Origin of the sequence: Planktosalinus lacus, assembly GCF_014640155.1 — a bacterium.
Lineage (GTDB): Bacteria > Bacteroidota > Bacteroidia > Flavobacteriales > Flavobacteriaceae > Planktosalinus > Planktosalinus lacus.
Window position 1 is genome coordinate 36,288 of the sequence record NZ_BMGK01000005.1, and the last position, 17,321, is coordinate 53,608.

Here is a 17,321-nt window from a genome sequence, read left to right on the forward strand (position 1 = left end):
GTGGATTGGGAATTGTGTTTTAACTGTTTTTGCGTTGTCTTTTAGCTTCAAAGATAATAATTGCAGCGGCAACAGAAACATTCATGGAATCTATTTCACCTTCCATGGGAATGATGATGTTTTGAGTTGCATTTTCAAGCCAGCTTTCACTCAAACCGGTTGATTCTGTTCCCACAACAATAGCTGATGCTGAAGTGAAGTTAACATCAGTATAATTTTTACTTGACTTTAATGCAGCACAATAGCAATTGATGTTGTTTTTCTTTAAAAACGTTATAATTTCAGAAGTTGTACCGGTGGCAACTTGATTGGTAAACAGACAACCCACGCTGCTTCTGATCACATTGGGGTTGTATAAATCTGTTTTTGGGTTAGCTATAAAAACAGCGTCGAGGTTTGCAGCATCTGCTGTGCGTAAAATAGCTCCAATATTTCCTGGTTTTTCGGGAGCTTCAGCTATCAGAATCAAAGGTGAGTCGGTCTTAAATATAACTGTATTTAATGAATGAGTTTTAGCTTTGGTAATAGCAATAATTCCTTCAGTGCTTCCGCGATAAGCAATTTTTTTATACAACTCTAAAGGTACTTCAATGCGGTCTATTGGTTGATTGATGAGATGCATTAAAACACTTTCAGAGTAAATTTCTTTACAATAAAAGAGTGAAATTATTTCATATCCGGCTTTGGCTGCCAAGGCAATTTCACGTTCACCTTCAACAACAAAAAGTCCTGTTTTTTTACGTTCACGGGATTTTTCCTGAAGAAGTAAAAGTTGTTTGATTAATGGATTTTGTATGCTGCTTATATATTTTTGCATAACTCAAAGATATTCCTTTTTTTAGAAAACTATAGGGTAGTGGATACTCTTTATCTTTCAGAGAATGGTTATCTTTAGTGTTCAATTAATTCTGAATCTACTATGAATATAAGAATAAGTCTTTTGTTGGTTTTGTTTGTGTTTATTACCTGTGCAGATCAAAAAACTAAGCAAAACATCAATCAACAAAACATAACTGAACAACCAACTGAGCCACTTCCGGATTTTGATAAAATTATTGAAGCACATGGGGGTAAGGTTCAATGGAACTCAGCCAACACTTTTCAGTTTACAACTAACTTTCCTTTCGAGAATTCCACATATAAAGTGGATTTACCAAATGAAAGAATTCATATACAGAACAACGATTTTACTGCGGCCTTTGACGGTAAAGATTTATGGCTTCAGGATGAAAATAAGATTTTGGATCAGCAAACATTCAAAAGACAATTTGACTTGGCTTATTATATAGCTTCCGGACCTTTTGCATTTTTGCAGAAAGGAACTCTTTTTACACAGCGCCTTGATGAAGAAGTGATGCGGAAGAACTATGGCGTGATACACATTGGTTTTGGGAGAGGTTCAGGCAAATCGCCTGATGATGAGTATGTGCTTTATTATGATAAAGAAACCTATAAATTGGCTTGGTTTGGATATACTGTTGTAAACTACGGCAGATATAAATCCAAACGGTGGGAGTTTGTTAAATATTCATCATTTCAGGAAGTTTCAGGCTTTGAGATACCAAACAGTATTGAAATATTTTATGGAGAAAAAGACATGCCATCAAAATTAAAAAGAGCTTCAACCATTGAAAATATAGAAATTTCAGATTCAGTTTTACCAGAGACATTGTTTGAAGCTCCTACTGAAAGTGATTTTATAAACTAAAAAAACCTGTTTTAGAGGGTTAAAACAGGTTTTTTAAATGTTTTTACTTGTCAGTCTCAAGTTTGTTTGAATACCTTTCATAAAGGTTTGTATGATGACTTTGCAACGAAAGTTCCCTTCCGTCAATAAATGCGTGTGTAAGGATATTTCCCCTTACATCCAGTGCATCACCTTCTGAAATAAACAAAGTAGCGCTTTTCCCAACTTCCAAAGTTCCATAATCGGCATCAATGCCTAATATTTTTGAAGCATTTGAGGTGATTAATTGCAAGGCATCTTCCTTGTTCATTCCTTGTCCCACTACCTGTCCGGCATAGAAAGGAAGGTTACGGGTATTCATACGTTCCATGCTTCCGCTGGGGTCAATGGAAACCAAAAGTCCCGCATCGTGAAGGAGTTTTGGAGACTTGTAAGGCAAGTCATAATCATCATCTTCAAAACTGGGTGTACTCTGGGTTCTGCCCACAATCACGGCAACATTGTTTTGTTTGAGGAACTCTGTTATTTTGTAGGCCTGATAGCCACCCACAAGAACAGTATGCTGAATACCCAATTCCTTTGCAAATATTACAGCATCTATGATTTCCTTTTCGCTGTCAGCATTTACATAAAGCTTTTTGCTGCCGTCAAACAATCCTTTAACTGATTCAAAGGCAAGGTTCTTTTCTTTTGTTTGTCCACTGTTGTAAGCTTTTGCTCCATTAAAGAAATCACGTGCCTTTTGTATGTCTTCACTATAATCTTTGTTGGGTTGAAAAGCTCTGGACTCACCCAGCCACCAGCGGCCTCTTGAGAAGCTGTTGGGCCAGTTCATGTGAATGGCATCGTCTACTTTTACAGCGGCATCTTCCCAGTTCCAGGCATCAAACTGAACCACTGAGGAGGTTCCGGTAATCCTGCCGCCACGGGGTACAATTTGTCCTAAAAGTACACCGTTTGGTCGCATGCTTTCCACCAGTTTACTTTCTGCATTGTATGCAATCAAGCTTCTTACGTTGGGTGTAATGGTTCCTATTTCATTCACGTCCATACTCGCTTTGACGGCATCTACTTCTCCAAGCCCCAGCGTATTGTTTACGGTAATAAAACCAGGATACACGTGTTTTCCCTGTGCGTTGATTACCCTTCCTTTGGTTGGGGCATTGGCACCCATGGCGGTGATTTTTCCGTTTTCAAACACGATGGTAGTGTTTTCGATCACGCTTCCGTTTCCAATGTGGGCGGTTACACCGGTTATGGAAATGGCTTCAGATTGTGCTGGTGCAGGTGTTTGTTGAGCGGTCACCGGGATACTGACGGTTAACACGAGCAACAAAGTGAATATTTTATGTATGTTTTTCATTTTAAATGATTTTATGTGTTAAGCATTCGTTTGATTAGTGATGTGTGTGAAACCCTTCTTCCAGGTGATCTGTTTCACAATGGAAATCACGTTGCGGTTTTTGACGGGGTGCTTGTGTTTTGCCGCCACCGTTTTTCTCGTTAAGCATCATGGTGATTAAATCGTTGCGTTCTTTTTTAACGGCATTGCGTTTTTGGAGGTCCTGCTCCAGGTCAAAGTAAACCGCCCCTTCAATCAAGGTCTTTTCGGGTTTGGAATACATCGATAGCGGGTGGTCGTTCCACAACACTACATCAGCGTCTTTTCCTTCTTTGATACTACCTACACGGTCATCGATATGCAGCATTTTCGCCGGGTTGATGGTCACCATCTTCCAGGCTTCATATTCGGGCACACCGCCATACTTAACTGTTTTAGCGGCTTCCTGATTCAATCTCCTGATCATCTCACCATCATCACTGTTGATGCTCACATTCAGGCCTGCATTATACATTATGGCAGCATTATAGGGTATTGCATCATTCACTTCATACTTATATCCCCACCAGTCACTGAAGGTAGAAGCACCCACGACACCGTGTTTCTCCATCGTCTCTGCTACTTTATAGCCTTCCAGAATGTGTGTAAAGGTGTTTATATTGAAATCAAATTTTTCAGCAACTTTCATCAACATGTTGATTTCGCTTTGCACATAGGAGTGACAGCTTATGTAGCGGTCACCGTTGAGGATTTCAACAAGGGTTTCCATTTCTTCGTCATGTCTATAGGGCTTTCCGCTTTTCTTCTTCGCTTCATATTCCAGGGCTTGGTTAAAGTAATCTGTAAAGACCTGTTCAACACCCATTCTGGATTGTGGAAAACGACTGTTTGATCCCCAGTTGGATTGTTTTACATTTTCTCCCAATGCAAACTTGATAAACTTGGGCGAATTGTCATAAATCATATTCTCGGCATTTTCTCCCCACTTGAATTTTACAACCGCAGAGCGACCGCCAATGGGGTTTGCCGAGCCGTGAAGCAACTGTGCTGAGGTCACACCTCCGGCCAAAGCTCTGTATACACCTATATCATCAGGATCAACCACATCTTCCATCGTTACTTCTGCAGAAGAGTTGTGGCCGCCTTCGTTTACTGACGAAAGGGCCAGGTGAGAGTGTTCATCAATAATCCCTGCCGTGAGGTGCTTACCGGTAGCATCTACCACTTGGGCGCCTCCTGCAGAGAGGTTTTTTCCTATTCTTGAAATCTTTCCGTTTTTGATAAGCACATCGGTTTCTTCCAGGATACCGGCTTCTTCGCCTGTCCAAACCGTGGCATTTTTAAACAAAATGTCCTGCGCCCTGGGAAGGGTCGAGTTGCCATATGCGATGTTAGGATAGGTAACTGGCATGACTTGCGGGCTACTTTTTTCTTCCGCTTTCTTTTCTTCACCGGCTTCTTCTGCAGGGCCTGTTTTTCGTGCCCTGAAGCTGGTCTCGTTCCCGTTTGGCAATACCAGCCTTCCGGAAAGGTCGTCTGAAGTATTACTTACAATCCCGGTCATGCGGTAGGTTTCATCGTCTTTGGTAAAAGACAGCTCCATCCATTTTTTAGTGTAGCTTAAATTGCTTTTGTGTTTCACGGTGTCTTGTTTGACTTCCGCTTTGGGTTTTCCGGGTTCACCGGTGATTGCCAATTCATAAGCAGTACCTGCAACCATTAACTCATACTTCCCACGGATGTCCTTTTGGGACATATCATTGATTTCGTGTCTTCCTCCCTGTATCCAGTTTTCATAGAGGGTAGTTTCCTTTTCAAAAAGGGGACCTGAGGTGATGATAAAGTTAGCGTGTGCATTGGTGTTGAGGTTTCCGACGCGGTTGTTCTTTAAAATCTGTGCGGGAACAGTAGTGAGTGCCTCCAAAGCTTTTTCAAACGTAAGGCCATATTCCATGGCTTTTCGCACTTTGGCTATTAATTCTTTGGGCGACTTTAAGTCGTGCGTGGTAAACGCAAAGGTGATGTTATTGTCTGCCAGTGTTTTTGGGTTTTGCGGTGCCTGGTTCCATCTGCGCATATCTGAAAGCGAGACATAAGCTGCCTGATAGGTATTGGAAACATCATAGGCATCCGGGAAGTTGAGGGGGATGATATAGGTTGCATTGGTTGCCTTGACTTCGTTGATGTTTTCATATTCATAGCCGCTCCCAACAATGGTGTATTGGATGTCAAAAACGTCTCCTACTTTGTCGGCCCTCAGGTTGTTGAGCTTGTCACCGGATTCAAATATGGAGGGGAGGTTTTTATGCGCAATTAACGCTTCCAGAGCCAGGTCTTTGGTGGTGCTGTTTCCGTCTTCATACCATTGGGCATCATAATACATTTGACGCAATAGTGCCATAGACCCCATCACCGAACTGGGATAAGCCTGTTGCATTTCAAGACTGCGCGAAAATGAAAAATGTTGCGTAGCTTTTTGCTGCAACACACGTTCGTTATTGTTCCCCTGGGTGTTTAAGGCAACGACCATACCGGTTCCGCGGGCAACTCCATCCTGATGATGTGTACTTACCGCTCCAAAGCCTGCTTCCACAAATTCTTTTGCTTTTTTGTCATCAAACTTGAACTTTTCATAAGCGTTGATATCTGTTCTTATGTGGTCATTCCAGTAGTAGCCGCTTCGGGAAGGTTCATATTGGGCAGACCGGCCACCGCCTTGACGTTTTGGCTTTTCAACACCAAAATCAGTGTAAGGGTCCACAAAGGAAGGGTAGATGTGTTTGCCTTGCAGGTCAACGGTGGTCGCATTTGCGGGTACCGTTACATTTTTTCCCACATTTACAACCTTGCCATTCTGCACCAGTAGGGTTCCGCCCTCAATCTTTTGAGAAGGGGTGACATAGATGGTTGCATTGGTAAATGCTGTAAATGTGTTGTTGGGGTGACTTACCCCATCATTTTTCGGAAAATATTCCTGTGATGAAACTAAAAGTGCACACAGAATTGTGGGGAATAGTAATAAAAGTTTTTTCATTTGTTAAATAAGATTAGTTTTTAGAAGAAAATAAATATGACTACACAATTTAATATGGAAGTGTTGTAAAAGATTGTGGATGAACATACCTTAGGATCGATTATTTAGTTTAATTTTTAAATATAAAAACACTTGTCATTAAAAGTTCTTGCTAAAACCTATTTTAACAACACTTTAAGATTTTAATTTATCATTACAAAGCATTTTTTTTGTGATAATTGACGAGTAATGCTACCATATAACTGTAACTTTTTAAACCTTTCTCCTGATTGTTGGCTTTTAAAAAGGTGTCAAAAAATACTTTAGATACCCACTCGGTGGGACCTGAATATGAATTCCAAAACTCCCTCACCTCTCGGTAGCTTTCAAGAATTCCAAAGGGGACAGTTTCAATAATTTCTTCATACAATTTCATATCTCTTCTTGCTAACTCATTGACACAATACCGCAAAGCAAAAATAGTTCCTGTGTATTCAAAGTAAGTATCTTTATTATGTGTAGCAGATAAATAAGCTAAAAAGTTGGCTTCATTTTCGGCAGCATAACCTAATTGATGTGCTTTTTCATGACATGTAACTACAGCAAACCTATGCCCAAGAATCATATCATTTACCTGAGCTTCGGCTGTAAATGGGTTGTAATATCCGCTATATCCCATATAGGTTAACCCTAAACTCCAAGTTGAAGCTTTGATGCTAATAGGATGGTATGAAAAGCTTGGAAACCTCTTGCTTAGGGTTTCATAGCCATTTGTAGAAATATTAAATATTTCGCTGTGAGTATAAGGAATTTGAACTTTAACCGAATCATTTTCAGCGAGTGAATTGTGAAGTTCACTGGCTTTTAATATCAATTGTTCTGTAAATGAAACCAACTCTTCTGTAGTGTATTCGCGGTCAACCTTTAATGTTTGATGCAACGGAACTCGGTAGTAATTAAATCCCCACATTACATTAAAGACAAAATATGCTATAGAAAGTGTAGCTGTAATGTCTAGGAAAAAACCGACAGGTTTCTTGGTAATCCTTTTTATATTGAAATAAAGCCATCTCAATGCCAAAATAACCAAAGCGCTGTAAAACAAATCTCCTACCGAAAAAGGAATCCACCCAAAAAGATATCTTGAAATTCTTGACAATACGGGAAAGATACCTAAACTGTAATATTTTTCAACAAACTCCGGGAAGTATGATAAGACCCTCAGGCCTATCATTTGGGCCACAAGCAGGAGGGTGAGGATGATTTTAGTGCGTCTATTCATTTTGCCTCTAAAATAGAGCAAATTTTTGAAACGATTGAAAATTGAAGCCAAAACAATTCTTTACCTTTGTGCAAAATCAAAAAAATATATGAGTCAGGAAATAAGAAATTTAAAACCCAATGTTCTTTGGAATAAGTTTGCAGATTTGAATGCAGTTCCAAGAGCTTCCAAGAAAGAAGAACAAATCATCGCCTTTATGAAAAACTTTGGCGAAAACCTGGGTTTTGAAACCTTTGTGGATAAAGTAGGTAACGTCATTATCAAAAAGCCCGCCAGCCCCGGAATGGAAGATCGCAAACCCATTGTGATGCAGTCGCATTTGGATATGGTACATCAAAAAAACAACGATACCGACTTTGATTTTGATACGCAGGGCATCGATATGTATGTAGATGGAGATTGGGTGCGCGCTCGTGGAACAACATTAGGAGCTGATAATGGCTTAGGTGTAGCTACTATTATGGCGATACTGGAAAGCAATGAAATTAAACATCCTCCACTTGAAGCATTGTTTACCATTGATGAGGAAACGGGAATGACTGGTGCAATAGGACTTGAGGGAGGGTTACTAAAAGGTGAAATATTGTTAAATCTCGACACCGAAGAAGATGATGAAATAGGAATTGGTTGTGCCGGTGGGATTGATGTTACTGCTACCCGAAATTACATTTCCGAAAAGTCCAAAGAAAACAGTACTGCTTACCTTATAACTGTTAAAGGATTGCAAGGTGGACATAGTGGAATGGATATCCACAAAGGGCTAGGCAATGCCAACAAACTGATGAACCGATTGCTTTTTAAAGCCACTGAGGAGTTTAGTGTTCAAGTAGCATTTATTGATGGGGGGAGTCTTCGCAATGCCATACCTCGAGAAAGCAATGCTCAGGTTGTTCTTTCAAACACCCAAAAAGAAGCCTTTTTAGCCGAAATGAAGCTTTTGGTTCAGGATATCAATGCCGAATACAAAACCCTCGAACCTACTCTAAAAATTGAATTCATTGAAGCGACTAAGCCTGAAAAAGTTATGGACACCGATGCTCAGGAACTTTTAGTAAAGTCAATTTATGCCGCACATAATGGGGTTTTCAGAATGAGCCCGGCGATTGAAGATTTAGTTGAAACTTCAAACAATATAGCACGTGTTTTGGTGAAAGATGGTAAGATTCACATTGGCTGTTTGACACGATCTTCAGTGGAGAGTTCTAAAATGGACTTGGCAAACAGTTTACGCTCTAATTTTGAGTTGATGGGCTGTGAAGTCACATTGACCGGTGATTATCCCGGTTGGGAACCCAATCCTGACAGTGCTATTTTAAAAGTTCTTGATGAAATTTATTTTAAAATGAATAACCAAAAAGCCAATATAGCCGCTTGTCACGCCGGGCTTGAATGCGGTATTTTAGGAAAAAATTATCCAGGTATGGATATGATTTCTTTTGGGCCTACTATTAGAGGTGCACATTCACCTGACGAACGTGCAAGTATTTCCTCTGCTCAAAAATACTGGAAATTTGTGCTGGAAATTTTAGAAAACATCCCGAAAAAATAAACATCTATAGAACTAAACGAGCAAATTTTTAATTGATTTCCGGACTGATACTATTATTATATAATATCAGTCCATTATTTTATAATGCAATTTTCCTTTAAAGTAAATTAAATACCTGAATGGGTGAAATAGCAAGTTATGGTTGAGATATTTTAAAAGCCCTAGCCTTGAAAATACCTTTTTAATATTCAGAAAACATAAAACTGCCAACCTGTCATAATCTTTCCGCTGGCACAATCATTGTCTAATAGGTAGTGAGTTAAAAAATAAATCTAGTAAATTTTTAAATATAAGTTATGAGTAAAATAATTGGAATCGACTTAGGAACAACCAACTCCTGTGTAGCCGTGATGGAAGGTAGCGAGCCAACGGTTATTCCTAATGCCGAAGGTAAAAGAACAACACCTTCTGTAATAGCCTTTGTAGAAGGTGGTGAAATTAAAGTGGGAGACCCTGCAAAACGTCAGGCAGTAACTAATCCTACAAAAACGATTGCTTCTATCAAGCGTTTTATGGGAAATAAATATTCTGAGTCTAAAAAAGAAGCAGAAGATGCAGCTTACAAAGTAGTAAAAGGTGATAACGATACTGCCAGAGTTGACATTGATGGAAGAATGTATACTCCACAAGAACTCTCAGCAATGATTCTTCAAAAGATGAAGAAAACAGCTGAAGATTATTTAGGGCAATCTGTTTCAGAAGCAGTAATTACTGTTCCTGCATATTTTAATGATGCTCAACGTCAGGCAACCAAAGAGGCTGGAGAAATTGCAGGTTTGAAAGTGAGACGAATTATTAACGAGCCTACAGCAGCAGCCTTAGCATATGGTTTAGACAAAAAGGGAAAAGACCAAAAAATTGTTGTATTTGACTTTGGTGGAGGAACCCATGATGTTTCTATCCTTGAATTAGGTGACGGCGTTTTTGAAGTACTTTCAACCGATGGTGATACACACTTAGGAGGTGACGATGTTGACCAAAAGATAATTAACTGGCTTGCTGAAGAATTTAAATCTGAAGAAGATATGGACCTTAGAAAAGATCCTATGGCACTTCAGCGTTTGAAAGAAGCAGCTGAGAAAGCTAAAATTGAATTATCATCTTCAACACAAACCGAAATCAACTTACCTTATGTAACAGCTACATCTAGTGGACCAAAACACCTTGTGCGAACGTTATCAAGATCGAAGTTTGAGCAGTTAATTGCTGATCTTGTAAAAAGAACCATTGCACCTTGTGAAAAAGCTATTAAGGCTGCAGGAATTTCAAAAAGTGATATTGATGAAATTATCCTTGTAGGAGGATCAACACGTATTCCAGCTGTTCAGGAAGCAGTTGAGAAGTTTTTTGGTAAATCACCCAGCAAAGGCGTTAATCCTGATGAGGTTGTAGCTATTGGTGCTGCCATCCAGGGAGGTGTATTGACTGGAGATGTAAAAGATGTATTGTTACTGGATGTGACTCCCCTATCTTTAGGTATTGAAACAATGGGTGGTGTAATGACCAAATTAATTGAGGCCAATACTACCATACCAACTAAGAAGTCACAGGTTTTTTCTACAGCTGCAGACAATCAACCAAGTGTTGAAATTCACGTGTTGCAAGGAGAACGTCCTATGGCTGTCGATAATAAAACGATAGGTCGCTTTCACCTTGACGGAATTCCACCGGCAAGAAGAGGAACGCCACAGATTGAGGTAACTTTTGATATTGATGCCAATGGTATTATCAAAGTGAGTGCTACAGATAAAGCAACCAATAAATCTCAGGACATAAGAATTGAAGCCTCTTCAGGATTAACTGAAGAAGAAATTCAAAAAATGAAAGCTGATGCTGAAGCAAATGCTGAAAGTGACAAAGCTGCCAAAGAAAAAGCAGACAAGTTAAACGAAGCCGATGCTATGATTTTTCAAACTGAAAGTCAGTTGAAAGAGTTTGGTGATAAATTATCAGATGATAAGAAAAAACCAATCGAAGAAGCATTGGAAGAATTGAAAAAAGCTTTTGAAACTAAAGACCTGGAAGTAATTCAACCTGCTTTAGATAAAATCAATGAGGCTTGGAAAACTGCTTCAGAAGAAATGTACAAAGCACAAGCAGAAGCACAACAAGGTGGAGCTGCTCCGGGCGGAGATGATGATGCAAATGCACCTTCAGGCGAATCTTCAGAAAGCAGTGATGTTGAAGACGTAGACTTTGAGGAAGTTAAATAATAAAACCTTCAAATCACACATAAATAAAAAGAGCGTTTCTCAATTGAGAAACGCTCTTTTTATTTGATATATATAGCTAAATTTAATTAATCATTCTCTTCATCTTCAATTACTAAAATAGCAAACTCTGTATTTTGAGTTCCATTCTTAAATTCATCGAAGTCAATTTTAATTCCATTTTTTGAAAGAGAAGCTAAAGAAGTTTTGAGACTTTCTGAGTTGAAGTTGTTTTCAGCAATTACTATCTCTTCTAAGTTATTTAATCTGGAAATTGCTACCGGGAAATCACCAAAAAAGTGATTGTCAAAAAGCACTAATGTTTTTAAATTTTTAAGTTCTGAAATCTCAGAGGGCACCACACCTGTAAAATTATTACTACTCAACAACAACCTTTCAAGCTGGTCTAACCCATAAATTGAAGATGGAATGGATCCTGAAATTAAATTGCTGTTTAGATCAAGAACTTTCAATTTTTTAAGGGTACCAATTTCAGTGGGTATTTCTCCACTAAGCTGATTAAAAAATAATTTTAGAGTTTCCAGGTTTTTCAAGTCTTGGATAGAAGCCGGTATTTCTCCCTGAAGGTTATTGAATCCTAATTCAATTCCTGTTACTGTATTGTTGGTTATTTGAACACCGTGCCAAGTTTCTACAGGTTTGTTTAAGTCCCATTCAGTATTCCAATCAGTTCCGTTTGTACTGTGGAAAAAATCTTCAAGAGCTTGTCTTTCAGTGGTTGAAATTTGCGCTGTCGTACTAAAGATTACGCATAAAGCAAAGAGTGCGGTTAATGCTTTCATAAGTAGATTAATTTGGGTTAAATCTTTAATTGATAACGAAGATAAGAATAACTTAAGTTAATCTGCAAATATATTCGATGAAATGCATAATACAAAAAATTGCATATGAGTTAATTAGACTCGGACAGCTCTTTTGCAATCTTTGCTATTAAGGTTGTGTTTACAATATGTTTTCCATCAAAAGACATAATGTTTATTCGTTTTCCAAACAATTTTTCGGCTAACAATTTTTCAGCTTGAATACGCTCTTCATTTATGTATTCATCCTGTTTTCCATAAATTAAATACACTTTTGTGTTTTCAGATAAAAATGTGAAGTCAGCAGCAGTGAGTTCTTTTGGAATTCCACCCGAATGAATGAGTATTGCTTTGCAATTAATTTTGCGATGTGCCACCCATCTTAAACCAACCGAAACACCTTGTGAAAAACCAAACAGGATGAGTTTATTTAATGAATTTTGAAGATTTTCATTGGCATATACAGCATCCAGATATTTTAAAACATTTTGAGTTTCCAACATCGTGTTTTCTTTGGTGAGCCAGGAAGCTCCCACATATTTAAAACTTTTACCTTGATAATACTTTGAAGGGGCTTGAGGGGCAATTATATAATTCTTTTCTTGATCCAAGTCTTGAAAATAATTGATAAAATACTTACTTAAATAGCCTAAACCGTGAAAACACACCCATATGTTTTTGGTGTTTTCAGTGTGCTCATTAAGCGTGGAATAAGTGTTGATTGTTTTATATGAAACTTCTTTTTCGAGACTGTGCATTCTATTTTGATTTTTGTAATTTTACAAAGGTAATTGAAAGCTATGGAAAACAGTAAAGAAGCAATCCTTAAAAGGTGCAATGCCATGTGTAAAAATACACTTATGGAAACATTAGAGATAGAGTTTATCGATTTCACTGAAAACTCGCTTACTGCCAGGATGCCGGTGACACCAAAAGTTCATCAACCGGATGGTGTATTGCACGGAGGGGCTTCAGTAGCTTTAGCAGAAAGTGTGGGTAGTGCCGGTGCTTACATTTTTTTGGACTCTGAAAACTTTATGATTCGTGGCATAGAAATATCTGCAAACCACGTTAAGTCTGTAAGAGATGGGTTTGTAGATGCCGTTGCCACTTTAATTCACAAAGGAAGGACCACTCAGCTTTGGCAAATCAAAATTTTAAATTCTGACAAAGAATTAGTATCTTTAATCAAATTAATGACAATAACCATCCCCGCCAAAAAATCTTAACTTTTATGGATTTAGACAGTTTATATGCTGTGATTCAAAAGCATTATGCCGATGAGTTGCCTTTTGCAATTTATAGAAAGCCAAATAAAAATGAAATCAGGGGGGTTTTACAACAAGATGATAAACTTTATATAACTTCCGATTTTAAAGAAAGTGGTTTTGTATTTGCTCCCTTCGATACAGAGCTAAACGCTTTGATATTTCCAGTTAGCAAATCTGAATTACTTACAGTTTCCTATCCAAAAAAAGAGGAAGAAATTCCCGAGCCGAAGGTTTCAAAACTTACTCCTGAAAATGAAATTTTAAAATCTGACCATTTAAAATTAGTCTTAAAAGGAATTGAAAATATTGAAAGCAATACTTTAAAAAAGGTGGTGCTTTCAAGAAGGGAAGAGGTGAAAATTCAACCCCTTAATTCAGGAAAAGAACTGCTGATTATGTATGAGCGACTTTTAGTAAGTTACCCTTCAGCCTTTGTATATTGCTGGTATCATCCATCTGTTGGTTTATGGATGGGGGCATCGCCCGAATCACTCTTTTCTTTAGAAAATAAAACTTTCAGAACAATGGCTTTAGCCGGCACACATAAAGAGGATATAAATGGAAAGGCTATGTGGACAGAAAAAGAAAAGGAAGAACAAATGATGGTAACAAGTTTTTTAGAAAAAGCTTTAGAAAAAGTTGTCCCCATTTTAATGATTTCAAAACCTACAACTTACAAGGCTGGAAATATTATGCACATCAAAACTGATGTAGGTGGCACAATCAACACCCGTTTGTGTGATATTCCATGTTTAATTAAAAAACTGCATCCCACACCAGCTGTTTGTGGCTTGCCCACAGATGAAGCCAAGCAATTTATTTTGGAAAATGAATTTTATGACAGGGAATTTTACACAGGTTTTCTGGGTGAATTAAATTATCTTGATACAACTTTTACAGATAAAGAAAAAACAGATAATTCTTATGCCGATTTGTATGTGAACCTTAGATGTATGAAAATTAACAAAGGCATCGCAACATTATATGTCGGTGGTGGAATTACAAAGGATTCAAACCCGGAAGATGAGTGGAATGAAACAGTTCACAAAGCGGGTACAATAATGCAAATTTTATCTTGATTTCTGTTTTTTATGCTGCTTTTGTTTGATACCTTTGTCTTGTAGATGATTCATTCAAACATTCCTTTAGCACAGACTATTGTTCAGCTTTGTCAAGCCAAAGACATTCAGCATATTGTAATTTGTCCGGGATCAAGAAATGCACCTTTAACAATTGGTTTTACAGAAAACCCTTATTTTAAAGTTTACAGTATAGTAGATGAACGTGCCGCTGCTTTTTTTGCAATGGGTATTTCACAGCAAACAGGTAATCCGGCTGCAGTAGTTTGTACTTCGGGCTCAGCAGTGTTGAATTTTTATCCAGCCATTGCTGAAGCTTTTTACAGTGATATTCCATTGGTTGTAATATCTGCAGACCGTCCACCAGAATTTATTGACATTGGGGATGGCCAAACAATCAGACAGGAAGATGTATTTCAAAATCACATTTTATATTCCGCAAATCTTAAAGTTGAAGATACTTCTCAAAAAGAAAATGAAGTTCAAATTAATGTGGCCATTAATTCTTCAATAGAGTTAAGAGGACCTGTACATATCAATGCCCCTTTTGAAGAACCACTATATGGTAAAAGTGATCAGACATCTGTGTTTCCACAAAATGTACCTGTAAACAATAAAAGTGAAACCAACAAAGAAGATTTGAGTGAATATGCAGCACTCTGGAATTCATCTAAGCGAAAAATAATTTTAACAGGAGTTTTAAATCCGAAAAGTTTAGAGAATGAAGTTGTTCTATCTCTCGCTGAAGACCCCAGTGTACTGGTTTTTACTGAAGCAACCTCAAATTTACACCATGATCATTTTATATGTTCCATAGATAAGCTGATTGCATCATTTACACCCGAAGAATTTGAAGCTCTACAACCCGAAATATTGGTAACAATAGGAGGAATGGTTGTATCAAAAAAAGTAAAATCATTTTTACGAAAATATCCAGCGACTCATCATTGGCATATTGACGATAAAAAGGCTTATGATACTTTTTTTACCTTGTCAAAACACTTTAAGCAAAACCCAAATGATTTTTTCACAGATTTTTTTAAGGAAACAAAATTAAAAAAATCTGATTTTCAGAAAACCTGGCTTCTCAAGAAAAAATACAGAGAGTTAAAACATGACGAATATTTAAATACCATCGATTATAGCGATTTAAAAGTGTTTAATCATTTATTTAAGACGTTACCAAAGTACAGTGTTTTGCATATCAGTAACAGTTCAGCAATAAGATATGCTCAGCTTTTTACTCTTGATTCATCAATCAGTGTTTATTGCAACCGCGGAACCAGTGGTATTGATGGAAGTACTTCAACTGCAATTGGATTTTCGGTTACTTCAAATGAAGCAGTCACTTTCCTAACGGGTGATCTTAGCTTTTTTTATGATTCCAATGCGTTGTGGAACAATTATATTTCGGCAAATTTCAGAATTATTCTTATCAACAATCATGGCGGTGGTATTTTCAGAATTCTTCCAGGTGACAAAAACACTCCAAATTTTGACACTTATTTTGAAACCATTCACAATTTAAACGCCAGTAGTTTGTGTGATATGTTTCAAGTGGATTATATGTCTGTAACCAAGGAAATACAATTAGAAGATACATTGAAAAAATTCTTCAATAAATCAAAACAACCCCGACTTCTCGAAATTTTTACCCCAAGAGAATTCAATGATCAGGTTTTATTAGATTACTTTAAATTCATTAAATAATTTTAATGTTAATTTAACTTTCAATCCCTTAATTTTACTAGTTAAATCGTTAAATTTAAAACATTAACCCTTAAAAAATCAAATTATGAGTAAAAGAGAGGAATTAATTTCAAAATATGCTGCAGATTTAAAAGACAAATGCAAAGTAAATCCAGATATGGATTTATTGACAAAAGTAACTATTGGTTGTGGTCCTTCTATATATAATGCAGATGCTGCAACAGTTTCAGGTTCAGACCCTTCTGAATTAGAAACAGTAAAAAAGAACTTTTTATTAGGTAAACTCGGTCTAAGCGATGGTCCCAATCTTGATAAAGGTATTGACGCTGTAATGGAGCTTTATGGTAAATCAAACCGAAACAAATACAGAGCTGTAGTTTACTATCTGTTGACCAAGCATTTCAAAAAAGAAGCAGCATATAAATAAACAACAAAATTTTATTAAAGAAAAGCGCCTCCATTTTAAGGCGCTTTTTTTGTGACTTTAGATTACCTTTGCAGCAAAATTGTGCACAATTATGATTCAAATAGGTCAATACAATCGTCTTGATATAATTAGAGAAACGCCTCAGGGACTTTACTTAGCAGATGAAGAAGGCAACGAGGTGTTACTTCCAAATAAGTATGTGCCCAAAGAATTTAAAATATGGCAAACTCTTTCGGTTTTTGTTTATCTCGACCATGAAGAACGTCCGGTTGCTACGACTCTTGAACCATTTATTCAACTCCATCAATTTGCCTATTTAAGATGTGAGGAAGTCAATCAAATAGGAGCCTTTATGGATTGGGGTCTTGAAAAACATTTATTTGTTCCTTTTAAAGAACAGGCGAGGCCCATGAAAGCGGGAAACTGGTATATAACTTATATGTACCTTGACGAAAAGACCAATCGCTTGGTGGGTTCCAGTAAAACAAAAAAATACCTAAATAATGATAATATCAGTGTTGAGAAATTTGATAAAGTAAACATCTTGGTGTCTCATTTAACTGAAAAAGGAGCAAATGTCATTATCAATCAAAAGCACGAAGGGTTGATTTACATCGAAAATATTTTTGAAGACATTCGCACCGGTGATAAAATGGAAGCCTATATCAAAAAAGTGCGATCAGACGGTAAGATTGATGTGGTCATTCAGCCTGAAGGTTATAAAAGCATTGAGCCCAATACTGAGTTTATTTATGAAGAACTAAAAGCTGCCGGTGGGTTTTTACCCCTGCACGATAAATCATCTCCAGACGAAATTAAAAATCAACTGGGTTTGAGCAAAAAATTATTTAAAAAAGCAATCGGTGCTTTGTATAAAGATAAAATGATTGCAATTAAAGATGATGGTATTGAACTTCTATAAATCTTCTC

General features: G+C 37.3%; 14 protein-coding genes. 8 read left to right on the plus strand and 6 right to left on the minus strand.

Annotation, left to right across the window (positions count from 1 at the left end; genetic code table 11):
- Positions 1 to 19 precede the first annotated feature (19 nt).
- Positions 20 to 817: a TrmH family RNA methyltransferase gene (locus IEV69_RS06875; protein ID WP_188440863.1), complete on the minus strand. Its 798-nt coding sequence runs from the start codon at positions 815 to 817 to the stop codon at positions 20 to 22.
- A gap of 102 nt (positions 818 to 919) precedes the next feature.
- Here IEV69_RS06875 and IEV69_RS06880 point away from each other — a divergent pair, with 102 nt between their 5' ends.
- Positions 920 to 1,708: a hypothetical protein gene (locus tag IEV69_RS06880; protein ID WP_188440866.1), complete on the plus strand. Its 789-nt coding sequence runs from the start codon at positions 920 to 922 to the stop codon at positions 1,706 to 1,708.
- A gap of 43 nt (positions 1,709 to 1,751) precedes the next feature.
- Here IEV69_RS06880 and IEV69_RS06885 read toward each other — a convergent pair whose 3' ends face one another.
- From IEV69_RS06885 to IEV69_RS06895, 3 genes are all read right to left on the minus strand, one after another.
- Positions 1,752 to 3,050, minus strand: coding sequence for an amidohydrolase family protein (locus IEV69_RS06885; RefSeq protein WP_188440867.1), 1,299 nt, complete (start codon positions 3,048 to 3,050; stop codon positions 1,752 to 1,754).
- 34 nt (positions 3,051 to 3,084) lie between these two features.
- Positions 3,085 to 6,063, minus strand: a complete 2,979-nt coding sequence (locus IEV69_RS06890; RefSeq protein ID WP_188440870.1) for an amidohydrolase family protein — start codon at positions 6,061 to 6,063, stop codon at positions 3,085 to 3,087.
- Between the two features lie 193 nt (positions 6,064 to 6,256).
- Complete coding sequence (locus IEV69_RS06895) at positions 6,257 to 7,324, minus strand: DUF3810 domain-containing protein (protein WP_188440872.1); 1,068 nt, start codon at positions 7,322 to 7,324, stop codon at positions 6,257 to 6,259.
- An 88-nt stretch (positions 7,325 to 7,412) separates the two neighbouring features.
- Between IEV69_RS06895 and IEV69_RS06900 the strand changes: the two genes are divergently transcribed.
- Both IEV69_RS06900 and dnaK read left to right on the plus strand, forming a co-directional pair.
- Positions 7,413 to 8,873: an aminoacyl-histidine dipeptidase gene (locus IEV69_RS06900; protein ID WP_188441269.1), complete on the plus strand. Its 1,461-nt coding sequence runs from the start codon at positions 7,413 to 7,415 to the stop codon at positions 8,871 to 8,873.
- A 296-nt stretch (positions 8,874 to 9,169) separates the two neighbouring features.
- Positions 9,170 to 11,086, plus strand: coding sequence for a molecular chaperone DnaK (gene dnaK / locus IEV69_RS06905; protein ID WP_188440874.1), 1,917 nt, complete (start codon positions 9,170 to 9,172; stop codon positions 11,084 to 11,086).
- A gap of 86 nt (positions 11,087 to 11,172) precedes the next feature.
- On the opposite strand, the gene IEV69_RS06910 is transcribed toward dnaK, so the two are convergent.
- Positions 11,173 to 11,886: a leucine-rich repeat domain-containing protein gene (locus IEV69_RS06910; RefSeq protein WP_188440876.1), complete on the minus strand. Its 714-nt coding sequence runs from the start codon at positions 11,884 to 11,886 to the stop codon at positions 11,173 to 11,175.
- A gap of 110 nt (positions 11,887 to 11,996) precedes the next feature.
- A complete protein-coding gene (locus IEV69_RS06915) occupies positions 11,997 to 12,662 on the minus strand; it encodes an alpha/beta hydrolase (protein ID WP_188440879.1) in 666 nt (221 codons plus the stop codon).
- 42 nt (positions 12,663 to 12,704) lie between these two features.
- Between IEV69_RS06915 and IEV69_RS06920 the strand changes: the two genes are divergently transcribed.
- The 5 genes from IEV69_RS06920 to IEV69_RS06940 all read left to right on the plus strand — a co-directional run bounded on the left by IEV69_RS06920 (position 12,705) and on the right by IEV69_RS06940 (position 17,313).
- Positions 12,705 to 13,133 carry a PaaI family thioesterase gene (locus IEV69_RS06920; RefSeq protein WP_188440883.1) on the plus strand — a complete coding sequence of 143 codons (429 nt, stop codon included), beginning with the start codon at positions 12,705 to 12,707 and terminating at the stop codon, positions 13,131 to 13,133.
- A 5-nt stretch (positions 13,134 to 13,138) separates the two neighbouring features.
- Positions 13,139 to 14,254, plus strand: a complete 1,116-nt coding sequence (locus tag IEV69_RS06925; RefSeq protein ID WP_188440886.1) for a chorismate-binding protein — start codon at positions 13,139 to 13,141, stop codon at positions 14,252 to 14,254.
- Between the two features lie 45 nt (positions 14,255 to 14,299).
- Positions 14,300 to 15,964, plus strand: a complete 1,665-nt coding sequence (gene menD / locus IEV69_RS06930) for a 2-succinyl-5-enolpyruvyl-6-hydroxy-3-cyclohexene-1-carboxylic-acid synthase (protein WP_188440888.1) — start codon at positions 14,300 to 14,302, stop codon at positions 15,962 to 15,964.
- An 85-nt stretch (positions 15,965 to 16,049) separates the two neighbouring features.
- Entirely contained in the window at positions 16,050 to 16,391 is a 342-nt protein-coding gene (locus IEV69_RS06935; protein ID WP_188440890.1) for a DUF2853 family protein, read from the plus strand.
- Positions 16,392 to 16,482: 91 nt separating this feature from the next.
- Positions 16,483 to 17,313 (plus strand): CvfB family protein, encoded by an 831-nt coding sequence (locus tag IEV69_RS06940; protein ID WP_188440892.1) that lies wholly within the window; start codon positions 16,483 to 16,485, stop codon positions 17,311 to 17,313.
- The last annotated feature ends 8 nt before the right edge of the window (positions 17,314 to 17,321 follow it).

Bases quoted from the DNA above. Each gene is read 5' to 3' on its own strand.
- IEV69_RS06875 (WP_188440863.1), bottom strand. From the start codon at position 817: ATGCAAAAATATATAAGCAGCATACAAAATCCATTAATCAAACAACTT.
- IEV69_RS06880 (WP_188440866.1), top strand. From the start codon at position 920: ATGAATATAAGAATAAGTCTTTTGTTGGTTTTGTTTGTGTTTATTACC.
- IEV69_RS06885 (WP_188440867.1), bottom strand. From the start codon at position 3,050: ATGAAAAACATACATAAAATATTCACTTTGTTGCTCGTGTTAACCGTC.
- IEV69_RS06890 (WP_188440870.1), bottom strand. From the start codon at position 6,063: ATGAAAAAACTTTTATTACTATTCCCCACAATTCTGTGTGCACTTTTA.
- IEV69_RS06895 (WP_188440872.1), bottom strand. From the start codon at position 7,324: ATGAATAGACGCACTAAAATCATCCTCACCCTCCTGCTTGTGGCCCAA.
- IEV69_RS06900 (WP_188441269.1), top strand. From the start codon at position 7,413: ATGAGTCAGGAAATAAGAAATTTAAAACCCAATGTTCTTTGGAATAAG.
- dnaK (WP_188440874.1), top strand. From the start codon at position 9,170: ATGAGTAAAATAATTGGAATCGACTTAGGAACAACCAACTCCTGTGTA.
- IEV69_RS06910 (WP_188440876.1), bottom strand. From the start codon at position 11,886: ATGAAAGCATTAACCGCACTCTTTGCTTTATGCGTAATCTTTAGTACG.
- IEV69_RS06915 (WP_188440879.1), bottom strand. From the start codon at position 12,662: ATGCACAGTCTCGAAAAAGAAGTTTCATATAAAACAATCAACACTTAT.
- IEV69_RS06920 (WP_188440883.1), top strand. From the start codon at position 12,705: ATGGAAAACAGTAAAGAAGCAATCCTTAAAAGGTGCAATGCCATGTGT.
- IEV69_RS06925 (WP_188440886.1), top strand. From the start codon at position 13,139: ATGGATTTAGACAGTTTATATGCTGTGATTCAAAAGCATTATGCCGAT.
- menD (WP_188440888.1), top strand. From the start codon at position 14,300: ATGATTCATTCAAACATTCCTTTAGCACAGACTATTGTTCAGCTTTGT.
- IEV69_RS06935 (WP_188440890.1), top strand. From the start codon at position 16,050: ATGAGTAAAAGAGAGGAATTAATTTCAAAATATGCTGCAGATTTAAAA.
- IEV69_RS06940 (WP_188440892.1), top strand. From the start codon at position 16,483: ATGATTCAAATAGGTCAATACAATCGTCTTGATATAATTAGAGAAACG.